The following is a 12,751-nucleotide window of genomic DNA, read 5'->3' on the forward strand; positions in this document are numbered from 1 at the left end:
CACAACCGCACGTCCATGTGTGATTGGCGGACTTGCGGTAGCCCACCTGTGTGGTCTCAGCCCGCCGCGATCAGCTCGTCGACGGCGCTGGTCAGCCGCGAGGCGTCGGCCGGTGCGAGCACCAGCCAGCCGTCCTGCTTGCGCAGGAGGTAGCGGCCCTCGCGGGTGTCGAGCCACGAGACCGAACGGCCGGTCGGGCGCGGCACGCCGTCGCGGTTGCGGGCGGTCAGGCCCAGCTCGCCGCCGCCGATGCGGGACGTGATGATCCGCATCAGGTTGTGCGCCTCGGGCTCGCGGATGCCGGCGTCGCGCAGGACGTCGAGGAACGCCTGCTTGCCCTCCTGCTCACCCGCCTGACCCGCGCGGACGTAGTCGTCCCAGCGCACGTTCACGGCACGGCCGGTGCCGGGCTGCAGGCCTGGCAACGACGACACCGTGGCCGAGGCGAGGGCGGTCGGGTGGAACGGGTAGAGGTGCACCTGGTCGTTCACCCGCGCCGCGAAGGCACCGCCCCAGCCCGCGCAGGCGATGCCGCGGGCCAGTTCGGTGCCCTTGAAGTACGCGATCTCCAGCGCCCGGTCGAACTCCCCCAGGCCTGCGACGAGTGCGCGCAGGTCGGGGTCGGGACGCTGGATCGTGCCGAGCCGCCGCGCGCTGAGCGTCTGCGAACTCTGTTCGACGAGGCGCAGCCGCGCCGCCCTGGTCGCGCCCACGTGGGGCGTGCCGAGCGGCACGACGCGGTCCTCGCCGTGCACGGCTTGCCACAGCAGGAAGAACTCCTGCGAGCTCACCGTGTACTGGCGTTGGTTCACTGACCGATCACCGGCGGGGCCGCCTTGCGGTCCAGGCCGAAGACGTTGTCGTCCTCTTCCAGGTAGCTCGCCGTCTTGTGCTCGCGGGAGTCGTTCTGGCCACCGGCACCGGGGGCACCGGCCGCCATCGGAGCGCCGCCCATCGCGAGCGGGTTCTGGAACGCCTTGGTCGTGTTGCCGGGCGCCGCCGAAGCCGCAGCCGCGGCACCACCGGCACCGCCGCCACCGCGCGAGCCCTCGCTCACGCCGGCCGCGCCACCGCCGACACCACCACCGGCTCCACCGCCACCGCCACTGGCCGCCGCACCCTGGTTGCCGGAGCCGAACGGACGGGCCATGCCGCCGAAGCCGCCGAACCCTCCGGCGCCACCACGGCCACCGCCCCCGCCGCCGAAGCGCGAGGAGGTGTTGGTGGTGCCGCGGTTCTGGTTCGCGTTCTGCGGCGTCGCGACCGGGGCACCGGCGCCACCGCCGGCGGTGCCGTCACCGGCGCCGGGCGTGCGGGTGGTGAGGTCGGGCGTGGTCGGCGTCGGCGCGAGCGGGTTGACCGGGGGCGTGAACTGCGACGGCACGGTCTGGTCGACCGCGGCCGAGTTGCGCTGGAACGCCGCCATCACGTCCGCGGCGGCGCGGTGCGAGGCGTCGTTGGACGCGAGCTGGTCGACCGGGCTGCTGCCGACGGTCTCGAAGCCCGCGAACTCACCGGGGTTCTGCGCGATCAACCGGTCGCGCAACGCGGGGCTGGTGAAGCCGTCGACCTGGTCGACGGTCTGGAACCTGTTCACGAGTGTCGGGTTCGCCACCGCGGCGTCCGTGGGCACCGGCGGTTCCGGCGCTTTGGGAGGCGGCGGCATCGCGGTGCGCGCGGCCTCGACGTTGCTCGTCTCCGTGGTGATCGCGTCCGCGACCTTGGTGGCGTAGTTCGCGGTGTCGTCGACCCAGTTGGTGACCTCGGTGATGCCACCGCGGGCGAGCCGCGCGGATTCGCTGTCCCAGCCGACCGAAGAGTCCTCGACGGCCTTGAGCAGGCTCGTCCGGACACCGGCGATGTCCTCGCCGATCTTCTTCCAGTTCGTGGCTGCCTCTTGGGCACCGGCGAGGTTCACGCCCGTGTGCACCATGTTGTAGAGCTGCTCGTGCGTGTACGTCATCCAGTCGACCGGCTCGTGCAGGTCGTTGCGGTCGTACTTGTCGTCGTCGTGGTGCGACGACTTGTTGTCCTTGTCGTCGTTGTTGCCCTTGTTGCCGTGCGAACCGTGGCTCACCAGGACCCCCCGGCGTTCTTCATCGACTTCTCGGCTTCTTCGTCGGCGTCGCGGATGCTGTCGCGGTTTCGGCGCAGGGCGTTGCCGATGTCGTCGAGGACCTTGAACAGGTCCAGCAACGCCTTGGCCGCACCGGAGTCCTCACCCACGGCCAGGTCGGAGAACCGCGCGCTGATCGCCTTGGCGACCGGGTTCTCCCCCAGCTGCAGCGGGGTGGCCAGTTGGTCGGTGGCGCGCTTCCACAGGTCCATCACCTGGTCGCGCGCGGCATCGACGGCCTTGATCAGCGCGTCGGCGGCCTCGACGTCGAGCGTGAGCTTGCCCGAGTCGGCGGCCTCGTCGAGCTTGGCCGCCGCGTGGCTCGCGTCCGCCTTGTCCGCCAGCATCTGCTGCTGGAGGACGGGTTTCGCCGCGGCGAGCTGCTCGGCCGTGATCGGCGCGGTGACCGACGTCGAGACGTCAGGAGTCACCGGCGGTGGTGCCTCCGCGCCGGTTGTCGTTGTCGTGCCGGTCGTACCAGTCGTCGTACCAGTGGTGGTGCCTGTCCCAGTGCCTTCAGCCATCCCTCATAACCCCCTGCACTGCATAACTCGTCACCGCAGCACTGGGCGTTACTCAGAGCTACACCCAGTCAGCCGTCCGAAGCACTCCTTAGATGTACCTGGACGACGGTTCGGTTCCAATCCGCCGGAAAGACTCTTACCTCATGTGAGCGTCAAACCAGTTCAACGCACGAACCCATGCTTCGTCACTCGAAACGTTGAAACGGACCAGATCTGACGCGGTTTCGGAACTGATCACAGCATCGCGAAGCTTGCTCACATCTTCCGAGTCCTCGTCCTGGTAGATGCCGAGCCACGGGCAGGTGAGGTCGCCGGCCACGTCCACCAGGGCGGGAAGGCCCTCGGACAGCGGTTCGAGGATGCCCGGCGCCTGCACGGTGACGGCCGCGCCGATCGTCCGGCTCGCGGCCACGACCATGGCGATGGTGCCGCCGATGTCGAACCCGACGACGCCCATCCGGTCAGCGCTCACGCCCTGCTGGCCCAGCCACACGAACGCGACGTCGGTGTCCGCGAGCAACCGGTCGCCGTTGAGCTTGCTGACCTGGTCCCTGATGTCGTCGCCGTGCACGCGGTCGGCGTCGTAGAGATGAGGCGCGATCACGAGCCATCCCTCGTCCGCGAGGCTGCTGACGAGCGTGCGCACACCGGCGGTGATACCGCGGGCCTCGTGCAGCACCACGAGTCCGCCCCGGACGGCGGAGTCGGGTTCGGCGATCGTCACCCTCAGCTCACGGCCGTCGGTGAGGGAAAGCGTCTCGACGCGGGTACTGGTCATGATTCCCACCCTTCCACGACGGGGTGAACTCCAGTCAACGTGACCAATCGGACGGAGCAATGCGAGGATCGGTGACATGACCGTGCGAACCCGTGCTGACCTGGCGTCCCTGCCGTCCTACGTGCCCGGCAGGTCCATCCCCGGCGCCATCAAGCTCGCGAGCAACGAGGTGTCCGCCGGACCGCTGCCGAGCGTCGTCAAGGCGATCGCCGACGCGGCCACCGGTATCAACAGGTACCCCGACTCGGGCTGTGTCGAACTCACCGACCGGCTGTCGGACCGGCTCGGCGTCCCCGCCGACCACCTCGCCCTCGGCTGCGGCTCGGTGACCCTGTGCCAGCAGCTCGTCCAGGCGACCTGCACCGAGAACGACGAGGTGCTGTTCGCATGGAGGTCCTTCGAGGCCTACCCGATCGTCACGCACGTGGCGGGCGCGAAGCAGGTCCGCGTGCCGTTGAACTCGGAGCACACGCACGACCTGGACGCGATGCTGGCGGCGATCACGCCGAACACGCGGATGGTCTTCGTCTGCAACCCGAACAACCCGACGGGCACCGCGCTGCGCACCGAGGAGATCGAGGCGTTCATCGCTCGCGTGCCGCGGGACGTGCTCGTGGTGCTGGACGAGGCCTACAAGGAGTTCGTCGACGACGCGCACGTGCCGGACGGCGTCGAGCTCGCGAAGCAGCAGTGGGCCGCGGGCCACGACAACGTCGCCGTGCTCCGGACGTTCTCCAAGGCGTACGGCCTCGCGGGCCTGCGGATCGGCTACGCGGTGGCCCCGCCGGCGGTCGCGGACGTGCTGCGCAAGGTCTACGTGCCGTTCTCGGTGAACGCGCTGGCCCAGGTGGCCGCGATGGCGTCGCTCGACGCCGAGGACGAGCTGATGGTCCGCTGCCGTGCGATCGTCGCGGAACGCACGCGCGTGCGTGGCGAACTGCTGGCGATGGGCTACGACGTGCCGGAGACGCAGGCGAACTTCGTGTGGCTGCCGCTGCGCGAACGCACCGCCGAGTTCAACGCGCACTGCCTGGAGCACAAGGTCATCGTGCGCGCGTTCGTCGACGAAGGCGCGCGAGTGACGATCGGCGAGCCGGACGAGAACGACGCCTTCCTGGCCGCCGCCCGCGCGTTCCTCGCGTAGGAACCGCCTGGGAACCGCTACTTGGTGAGCAGCTGAACGATCGCCGCGACTCCCACCACCACGATGACGCCGCGCAACACGGCGGGTGGGAGTTTGCGGCCGATCTTCGCGCCGATCTGGCCACCGACCACGGACCCGACGGCCAGCAGCAGCACGACCAGCCACGCCACGTCGGCGATGAAGATGAACAGGACGCCGGCGACGAGGTTCACGAACGCCGTCAGCACGTTCTTCAGCGCGTTCATCCGCTGCAGGTGCTCGCTGACCAGCACACCCATGATGCCCATCACCAGCACGCCCTGCGCGGCCCCGAAGTAGCCGCCGTAGATGCCTGCGGCGAAGACGCCGAACCACAGCAGCACGCCGCCATCGTTGTCGTTGCGCCGGTGGGAGAGCTTGCGGTTGAGCCACGGCTGGATCACCACGAGCACCAGCGCGATCACGATCAGCACCGGCACGATCGCGGTGAAGGCCTTGTCCGGCAGCGTGACCAGCAGGATCGCCCCGATGACGCCACCGAGGATCGAGGCGGGCAGCAGCCGCTTGACGCGGTCGCCCTGCCCCTTGAGCTCCTCGCGGTAGCCCCACGCGCCGGACAGCGAACCGGGCACGAGACCGAGGCTGTTCGACACGTTCGCGACCACGGGTGGGTAACCGACGGCGAGCAGCACGGGGAACGTCACGAGAGTGCCGCTGCCGACGACGGTGTTGATACCGCCCGCGAACACACCCGCGATGACCACGGCAATTGCTTCCCAGACCGTCATGTCACCCCCAGGTACCCGATGGTTCGCGACGCTAACACTTGACCCGGGACCACGAACTGTGGCGCTCATGACAACAGACCCGGCACTCAGAGTGAGCACCGGGCCTGCGTTCTGCAGCCTTGATCAGGTTCGGCGGCGGGCCGCCAGGCGGGCACCGAAGCCGAACGCGACGAGGAGTGCGGCGACCAGGCCGAGGCCGAGCACGCTGGCCCCGGTCCTGGCGAGCGCCTCGCGCACCGGCTCCGGTTCGGCGCCGGGCGGCCGGGTCGGCGCCGGGCCGGGCACGACCCAGAGCGCGCCGCCCGGGTCGAATCCGATGGAGACCACCACCTGGGGCGAGTTGTCATCCCTGTTCTTCCAGGGGCCGTCGAACTGCGGCCAGTACTCACCGGGCTGCAGCTGCTCGAAGACCACGGTGCCCTCGGCGTCCGAGACGGCCTCGGCGACGATGCCGCCGAACTCCCTCTCACTCATCAACACGACGCGGACGTTCGGAACGGTCTCGCCGGCGTCGACCACGAGGTTCTCGTTCTCGTCGTACGCGAGCGTTCCCGTGAACGTGCCGGTCTGGCCGGAGATGGTCGCCCAGTCGTACACCGTCGCGCCGTCCTCGTTCGACTCGACCCACGGCGCGAAGGAGCACTGCACGATGGCGCGGGTGCGGACGAACCGGATGTCCTCGGACACCTTCTCGGTGACGGTGAACGTCCTCGTCTCACCCGGTCCGACGTCCACACCCCGGTCGCGGAGATCACCCCAGCCGTCCACCATCGGCTTGTTGCCGAACCCCTGGCCCACGCCCACGGGGCTGCAGAAAGCCTGAATGCCGCGCATGGGGTGACCGGACTTGTTGGTGAGGGTGATCGTGATCTCGGCTTCCTCACCGAGGGCGTAGGACGACTTGTCGAGCACCGCGGTCGCCTTGAGTTTCTCGTAGTACGGGCGTTCGGCGCGGACGACGAGGTCCAGCGGCTCGACCGGGCTGACGATGTGCTGCGGGGTGGCGGTCTCCACGCGCACGATCCAGCCGTCGGCGAGCGTGTAGGCGATCAGGTAGCCACCGGAGGGGACGTCGCGGAACGAGAAGCGGCCTTCGGCGTCCGTCGTCGTCTGGAAGTAGTCGTAATTCACACCGCCGTTGGCCTCGACCACGGCGTCCGGGGCGGCCTCGCCGGGATCCTGCTGACCGTTGGAGTTGCGGTCGACGTAGACCACGCCGGTGATGTCGCCGTTGGACTGCACGACCTCGGTATCCGCGCCGACCTTCAGCACGCTCGGCATGCCGATGTAGCGGATTTCCACCGTGGCGGCGAGCTTGTCGGGGACGCCGGTGATCGCGGCCGTGACGGTGAACGTGCGCGACTCCCCGGCCGCAATGCGCGTGCCGGGCCCGTCCGGCCCCACGTCGTGCCACTGCTCGCCGGGGTACTCGAGGTACGGGAAGTAGCCGGACAACTTGACGCGTTCCGCGGCCTGGCCTCCGGTGTTCGTCACCGTCACGTCCACACGCGCGGTCTCGTGCGACTCGTACCGCGGCTTGTCGAACTTCATCGTGGCGCTCAACGACGCCGGTGCGGCGCGTTTCAGGAACTTGGTGATGTCACCCTGCGCGGGGACGACCACCCGTTGCTCGCCCTCGTCCGTGAACGCCCATGAACCGAGCACCACGACCTGGTACTCGCCGTCCTTCAGGCCGGTGAACTCCACCACGCCGTCAGCGCCGCTGGTGCGTTCGGTGATCGGCAGGCCCTGCACGGAGTCGAGCAACACGACCTTCGCGCCGCTGACCACCTCGGAAGCGTCGATCCGCTGGTCGGCGTCGCGGTCCTCACCGAGGACCATGCGGTGGCCGAGGCCGCCGGTGACCTTCGCCTCGACGCGGGCCTTCGCGCCGTCCTCGTTCAGGTCGGCGTACGGCGCGAACAGGAGGTCGAGCACGAGCGCGCCGTCCGGCAGAGCGTTCGGTGGAATCGTCTCGTCGACGGTGTGGGTGAACTGTCCGCCGGGGTCGAGCGAGATGCCGTTGTCGCCGCCCAGGCGCCACCATTCGCCACTGGAGCAGCTCGTGCCATGGGTGCTCACGCGGGCGCAGGTGGCCTTGATGCCGTCGATCCTGCGGCTGCTGACGTTGGTCAGCGTCACGGTGATCTTCACCGTCGCCGGGTGCGCGTAGCTGTCGCGGTCGATCGACGTGGTCAGCTTCAGCTGTTCCGTGTACGGGCGCTCGGCGCGCGCGGTCACCCGGGCGGTCGTGCCGTGGTCGACGAGGAGCTGGTCTTCGAGGCCCGGGCCGACGGTCCTGCGGACGATCCAGCCGTCCGCGATTTCGTACGACGGCCGGTACCAACCGGGTGGGAGGTCCGCGAAGACGAACCTGCCATCGGCGTCGGTGGTCGTCTCGAACTTCGTGGGGCCGTCCTCGTTGGTGACGGACACCTTGGCGCCCTGGACGACCTCGCCGGGGTCCTGCACGCCGTTGTTGTTCCTGTCGGCGTAGAGAAGTCCGGTGATGCTTCCCCCCGGCGCATCCTGCGCCAGGGCTGGCACTGAGCCGAACATGAGCACCACGACGGTCGTCAGCGCACCGAGCTTGAGCACGGGCGGACCGTAGCGCAGGCTCGTGACCTGCCGAAAGGTCTTTGGCCAACGTCAAAAGCCCGGTCTTTTTTCTTGGTGACCAGGGCAACCGTCGGGGGTCTTCGAGCGTGAGCAACGCGGGGGTTTCTCTGCCTTCGGGGTGGCATGCTGGTCGTCGTGACGCCCGAGGACCTCGCGCACCTGCGCCGGGCGCGTGACCTGATGGACCGCGAGTACGCGCGGCCGTTGGACGTGCCGGCGATGGCCCGTGCCGCGCTGATGTCGCCGTCGCACTTCGCCCGGCAGTTCCGCGCGGCCTACGGCGAGACGCCGTACGGGTACCTGATGACGCGGCGGATCGAACGCGCGAAGGCGTTGCTGCGGCTGGGGAAGATGTCGGTGACCGAGGTGTGCGTCGAGGTCGGCTGCACGTCGCTCGGGTCGTTCTCGGCGCGGTTCACCGAACTGGTCGGGGAGACTCCGTCGGCCTACCGGGCGCGCTCGCACGACGCGCTGGCCGCGGTGCCCGGATGCCAGTTGAAGGGGCTGACGCGACCGAGCAGGTTTCGAGAAGCGACGGGCTCAGCGCGTCCCTAGGGTTTCGGCCATGAAGCTCTCGCACACGTTCCTCTTCGTCCACGACCAGGACATCGCGTTGAAGTTCTACCGCGACGTCATCGGGCTCGAGGTGCGCACGGACGCCACCATCGAGAACGACTACCGGTGGCTCACCGTCGGTCCTCCGGAGCAGCCCGACGTCGAGATCGGGCTGGCGCTGATCGGCCCGCCCGTCCCGCCGACCGACCACGAGGCGCTGCACGCGTTGCTGGCCAAGGGATCGCTGCAGGGGATCATCTTCGCCCACGACGACGTGGACGCGAAGTTCGACCAGGTCCGCGCGGCCGGGGCCGAGGTGATGCAGGAGCCGGTCGACCAGTACTACGGCGTGCGCGACTGCGCGTTCCGCGACCCGTCCGGCAACATGGTCCGCTTCTCGTCGACGCGCCGAAATCCGTTTCCCGGGTAGGACGCCGCTGTGCTTCAGTAGTGCCCCAAGGCGGTTACACAGACAAGGTCGATGCCATGGCAGCCCCCGGACGCACCGGGTGCTTCAGCCGTGCCCGGTGACTCTCGCGCACTGATTCTCGCGATCACCAGGAGCATCACCTTGAGTTGGTACACCTCGTTCTTCACCGATCTCGCCAACAGGTTCTGGCGTGGCGCCGTCCTGCCGGAGCAGACCTCGGCCGAGATCGACTTCATCACCTCGTTCAGCGCCGGTCCGCGTGTGCTGGACGTGCCGTGCGGCAGTGGCAGGCACAGCATCGAACTGTCCCGTCGTGGCTACACGACGACCGGTGTCGACATCTCCTCCGAAGCCATCGCGCACGCCCGTGCGTCGGCCCCGGAACTCGACTGGCGGCTGGGCGACCTCGCGTCGCTGGGCTCGTTCGGCGTGACCGCCGACCTGGCCCTGTGCCTGGGCAACAGCTTCGGGTACCTCGACCACGAGGGTTCGCAGCGGTTCCTCGGCGACCTGGCCGCCGCCGCGCCCGTGCTGGTGATCGACTACGGCTGCACGGCCGAGTCGTTGTTGCCGAACCTGCCGGGTGAGCTGCGGATGTCGTTCGGCGGCGTCGACTGCGTCGCCGTGAACACCTACGACGTCGCGACCGCGCGGTTGGTGATCGACTTCGTGTTCGGCGACGGCGAGCGGACGCAGGAGTCGACCTGCGTGCAGCACGTCTACACGGCCGGTGAGCTGACCCGGATGCTGAACTCGGCCGGGTTCTCGTCGGTCGAGCTGTTCGGCGACGTCGACGGCAGCGCGTTCCGGCTGGGCGGCCACCGGTTGCTCGCCGTGGCACGTCGTTGAGGCCGAGCGGCCCGTCCCCTGCCTCGGGGGCGGGCCGCTCGTTCGTCGTCAGCCCAGGTTGTTCGTGTCGAACGTGTTGCAGCGGGCCGGGTCGCCGGTCTGCAGGCCGAGCGTGAACCACTTCTGCCGCTGCTCCGAGCTGCCGTGGCTGAACTTGGTCGTGTCGACCCTGCCGCCGCCGAGCTCGCGCTGGATGAAGTCGTCACCGATGCGGGCCGCCGCGTCGAGGGCCGCGTTGACGTCCTCCTGGGTGATGTTCGTGATCAACGGCTGGCCGTTGGAGGACGGCACGGTCGTCGCCGCCTTGCCCCAGGCACCCGCGTAGCAGTCGGCCTGCAGCTCCAGGCGCACGCCGTCGGACGTCGGGCCGGTGCCGGGACGGACGCGGTCCGAGGTGCCGAGCAGGTTCTGCACGTGGTGGCCGTACTCGTGGGCGAGCACGTAGGCCTCCACGAACGGGCCGCCGGTCGCGCCGAACTTGGTGCGCAGCTCGTTGAAGAAGTCCAGGTCGATGTACACCTGCGAGTCCGCCGGGCAGTAGAACGGCCCGACCGCCGAGGTCGCGTTGCCGCAGCGGGTGTTCACGCTGTTGCGGAAGAAGTTGGTCTTGGTGACCTGGTAGGTGTTGCCCGAGCGGGCGAACTGGTCGGTCCAGAAGCCCTGGATCGAGTTGATCGTCGCGACGACCCGGCAGTCGCTGTCGCGGTTCGCGTCCGCGCCCGTCTTGCACTTCTCCGCCAGCTGACCGGACTCGACCTGGGTGTTGCTGCCCAGGCCCTCCAGCCCGCCCGCGGGCAGCTGGATGCCGGTGAACTGCTGGAACAGGAAGTAGATGATCAGGCCGACCACGCCGAGACCACCGCCGACCCCGGCGACCCGGCCACCGACGCCGCGTTGGTCCGAAACCTGCGAAAGGTCGAGTTCCGCGCCTTCGTTGAACTGCACCGCGTGCCTCCATGCCAAGGACCCGTAGGCGGCACACGATAAAGCACAAAAGACGCCCAGGTGCGGGACCCGACGTCGGGGCACCGCACCTGGGCTTTCCCATTTGGTTGTGACGACTACGGCCCACGGAGGTTGGCGTGGCGCTCAGCCGGTGACGCCTCGAGACGACACCGATGCCGAGCTCAACAGCGTCGAAGTGCGCCGAGCGACGCCAGATGGCGCCTGGGCACCCGAAACCTCGTGTCCGCCGCTACACAGTCGCGCCCGGACCGGTCACGTCCGATCCGCTCGCGGGGATGCGACAAACCGCGTTTCGCCACAGCGAGGAGATACCTGCACAGCACCACCTACCCCTTCTGGGCGTGGCCACCGGGCGGTCCAGTTCATTCACCTGCCGGTTGCCAGCTCGTTATCGACTATGCGCTTGATCGCCACATTTCACAACACCTCACCGCAAACCTGAATTGGTGAAGTCAGACGGGTGACCTGCGGAGATCGACACTGCAGACAGCAATCGCCCGGCGAGAAAGAATCTCGCCGGGCGATTGTGAGAAAAGATCGTGAATTGTTGATCAGGCGTTGGTGCCGCGGCGCGCGCCACGACGTGCCATCACGCCGGCGGTCATCAGACCGAAGCCGACCAGCAGGAACTCCAGGGGGTCCGCGCCCGTCTTCGACAGGGTCGGGATGACGGCGGCGGCGTGCTCGGAGGCCTTGGTGCCGGTCTGCGGGAGGCCCGCGCCCGAGTCGTCACCGGTGGTGCCGCTGCCGGAGTTGTCGCTGTTGTTGCCGCCGCCGGGGTTGCCGGTGCCCGGGTTCTGGCCGGGGGTCTCGCCGCCGGGGGTCTGGCCCGGGTTCTCGCCGGGGTTCTGACCGGGGTTCTCTCCCGGGTTCTCGCCCGGCTGCTCCGGGTTCTCGCCCGGCTGCTCGGGCGTCTCGGTCTTGCCGCAGTCGCCGGTCGCGGTGCCCAGCACGCCCGCCGCCGTGCCGCAGACCGTCAACGGGGCCTCGACGGTGCCGTTGGCCTGCTCCGGCTTGGTCTCGCCGCAGCTGCCCGCGCCGCCGCCGGCGACGCCGGCCGAGTTGCCGCAGACCGTGACGGGGGCGGAGACCAGTGCCTTGTCGGCCTGCAGGCGCTCGGCGGGCTCGGTGTCGCAGGTGGCGTCGCTGTGGCCGAGGACGTTGATCGCGTTGCCGCAGACCTTGACCGGGACGCTCAGCAGGTTGCCGACGCGGACCTCGTCGTCGACGTTGATCGGCACCGGGACCGCCTGGGCCCAGCCGGCGGTCGCGACCATCAGGCCACCGGTGAGCAGGGCTGCGGACATGGTGCGGTTGAGGTTCTTGCGCATGACTTCTGGTTCTCCCTGAGTTGACTGATCCCTTCCGGCGCGTGTGGCTCGGGAGGGTCAGTCGGGGGAGAACGTCGGCTTGTCGGCGCGCACGGTGTGCGGCGCGTCGTGGTGTTCGTCGTTCGCGAGCTGTGCTGTGGTGGCGGGCGGCCTCGTTGCGTGCGGCAGCGTGCCCACCGGGGCCTGGTTGCTCGTGCTGCTGCCCGCGCCGCTCTGCGGGAGCGTGCCGGGGACCGGCTGCTCGGCCTGCTGGGGCTGCGGGACGGGTACGGGTTCTGGCTCGGGTTGTGTCGTCGTGGGAGGCGCCGGCGCTCCCTGCTGTTGTTGGGGCGCTTCGGCGTGCACGACGGGTGCTGCGGGCTGCCGAGGTGCGGGCTGGGGCTGCGGAGGTTCGGCGGCCGGTTCGACGCGCGGGTCCGGCGTGGACACCGGCGGCACCGGAGTCTGCGGCTGCGTGGTCTCCACCTTCAGCGCGATCTCGACGACGGGGAGCCCGACCTCGACCTCGAGCCGGTCGATCCCGACCTTCACGTCGGCGTTCGCCTGGCCTGCGCCGCCCAGCAGCCAGGCGCCGGTCACCAGACCGGCGAGCAGCAGGAGCCGACGCAACCACGACATCGGCCCTCACCCTAGATCAAATGGAGCAGTCCGACATCCGAAAAAGGCCATCCC

General features: G+C 69.2%; 13 protein-coding genes. 4 read left to right on the forward strand and 9 right to left on the reverse strand.

What is annotated here, in order from left to right; translation table 11 throughout:
- Positions 1-56 precede the first annotated feature (56 nt).
- The 4 genes from QSK25_RS08360 to QSK25_RS08375 form a co-directional block, all read right to left on the reverse strand.
- Complete coding sequence (locus tag QSK25_RS08360; RefSeq protein WP_285635849.1) at positions 57-812, reverse strand: ESX secretion-associated protein EspG; 756 nt, start codon at positions 810-812, stop codon at positions 57-59.
- A complete protein-coding gene (locus QSK25_RS08365; protein WP_285635852.1) occupies positions 809-2,077 on the reverse strand; it encodes a PPE domain-containing protein in 1,269 nt (422 codons plus the stop codon). Before QSK25_RS08365 ends, QSK25_RS08360 begins: the two co-directional genes overlap by 4 nt.
- The gene (locus tag QSK25_RS08370) at positions 2,074-2,547 is read right to left on the reverse strand and encodes a hypothetical protein (RefSeq protein WP_285635855.1); all 474 of its coding nucleotides are present in this window, start codon (positions 2,545-2,547) and stop codon (positions 2,074-2,076) included. The genes QSK25_RS08365 and QSK25_RS08370 overlap by 4 nt, the downstream gene beginning before the upstream one ends.
- Positions 2,548-2,776: 229 nt before the next feature.
- Positions 2,777-3,418 (reverse strand): dienelactone hydrolase family protein, encoded by a 642-nt coding sequence (locus QSK25_RS08375; RefSeq protein WP_285635858.1) that lies wholly within the window; start codon positions 3,416-3,418, stop codon positions 2,777-2,779.
- A 76-nt stretch (positions 3,419-3,494) separates the two neighbouring features.
- On the opposite strand from QSK25_RS08375, the gene hisC reads away from it, so the two are divergent.
- Entirely contained in the window at positions 3,495-4,562 is a 1,068-nt protein-coding gene (gene hisC / locus QSK25_RS08380) for a histidinol-phosphate transaminase (RefSeq protein ID WP_285635861.1), read from the forward strand.
- A gap of 17 nt (positions 4,563-4,579) precedes the next feature.
- Here hisC and QSK25_RS08385 read toward each other — a convergent pair whose 3' ends face one another.
- Both QSK25_RS08385 and QSK25_RS08390 read right to left on the reverse strand, forming a co-directional pair.
- Positions 4,580-5,329 carry a sulfite exporter TauE/SafE family protein gene (locus QSK25_RS08385; RefSeq protein WP_285635864.1) on the reverse strand — a complete coding sequence of 250 codons (750 nt, stop codon included), beginning with the start codon at positions 5,327-5,329 and terminating at the stop codon, positions 4,580-4,582.
- 123 nt (positions 5,330-5,452) lie between these two features.
- Positions 5,453-7,927, reverse strand: coding sequence for an SdrD B-like domain-containing protein (locus QSK25_RS08390; RefSeq protein ID WP_285635867.1), 2,475 nt, complete (start codon positions 7,925-7,927; stop codon positions 5,453-5,455).
- Positions 7,928-8,071: 144 nt separating this feature from the next.
- Between QSK25_RS08390 and QSK25_RS08395 the strand changes: the two genes are divergently transcribed.
- From QSK25_RS08395 to QSK25_RS08405, 3 genes are all read left to right on the forward strand, one after another.
- Entirely contained in the window at positions 8,072-8,503 is a 432-nt protein-coding gene (locus QSK25_RS08395) for a helix-turn-helix transcriptional regulator (protein ID WP_285635870.1), read from the forward strand.
- A 10-nt stretch (positions 8,504-8,513) separates the two neighbouring features.
- On the forward strand, positions 8,514-8,933 hold the full coding sequence (locus QSK25_RS08400; protein ID WP_285635873.1) for a VOC family protein: 420 nt from the start codon (positions 8,514-8,516) through the stop codon (positions 8,931-8,933).
- A 141-nt stretch (positions 8,934-9,074) separates the two neighbouring features.
- A complete protein-coding gene (locus QSK25_RS08405; protein WP_285635876.1) occupies positions 9,075-9,782 on the forward strand; it encodes a class I SAM-dependent methyltransferase in 708 nt (235 codons plus the stop codon).
- A gap of 48 nt (positions 9,783-9,830) precedes the next feature.
- On the opposite strand, the gene ypfJ is transcribed toward QSK25_RS08405, so the two are convergent.
- The 3 genes from ypfJ to QSK25_RS08420 form a co-directional block, all read right to left on the reverse strand.
- Positions 9,831-10,727, reverse strand: coding sequence for a KPN_02809 family neutral zinc metallopeptidase (gene ypfJ / locus QSK25_RS08410; protein ID WP_285635879.1), 897 nt, complete (start codon positions 10,725-10,727; stop codon positions 9,831-9,833).
- A gap of 572 nt (positions 10,728-11,299) precedes the next feature.
- Positions 11,300-12,079 carry a hypothetical protein gene (locus QSK25_RS08415; RefSeq protein WP_285635881.1) on the reverse strand — a complete coding sequence of 260 codons (780 nt, stop codon included), beginning with the start codon at positions 12,077-12,079 and terminating at the stop codon, positions 11,300-11,302.
- A gap of 57 nt (positions 12,080-12,136) precedes the next feature.
- Positions 12,137-12,697, reverse strand: coding sequence for a hypothetical protein (locus QSK25_RS08420; protein ID WP_285635883.1), 561 nt, complete (start codon positions 12,695-12,697; stop codon positions 12,137-12,139).
- Positions 12,698-12,751 lie beyond the last annotated feature (54 nt).

This window comes from Lentzea sp. NBRC 102530 (assembly GCF_030269365.1).
GTDB lineage: Bacteria > Actinomycetota > Actinomycetes > Mycobacteriales > Pseudonocardiaceae > Lentzea.

Bases quoted from the DNA above. Each gene is read 5' to 3' on its own strand.
- hisC (WP_285635861.1), top strand. From the start codon at position 3,495: ATGACCGTGCGAACCCGTGCTGACCTGGCGTCCCTGCCGTCCTACGTG.
- QSK25_RS08375 (WP_285635858.1), bottom strand. From the start codon at position 3,418: ATGACCAGTACCCGCGTCGAGACGCTTTCCCTCACCGACGGCCGTGAG.
- QSK25_RS08415 (WP_285635881.1), bottom strand. From the start codon at position 12,079: ATGCGCAAGAACCTCAACCGCACCATGTCCGCAGCCCTGCTCACCGGT.
- QSK25_RS08420 (WP_285635883.1), bottom strand. From the start codon at position 12,697: ATGTCGTGGTTGCGTCGGCTCCTGCTGCTCGCCGGTCTGGTGACCGGC.
- QSK25_RS08395 (WP_285635870.1), top strand. From the start codon at position 8,072: ATGCTGGTCGTCGTGACGCCCGAGGACCTCGCGCACCTGCGCCGGGCG.
- QSK25_RS08400 (WP_285635873.1), top strand. From the start codon at position 8,514: ATGAAGCTCTCGCACACGTTCCTCTTCGTCCACGACCAGGACATCGCG.
- QSK25_RS08385 (WP_285635864.1), bottom strand. From the start codon at position 5,329: ATGACGGTCTGGGAAGCAATTGCCGTGGTCATCGCGGGTGTGTTCGCG.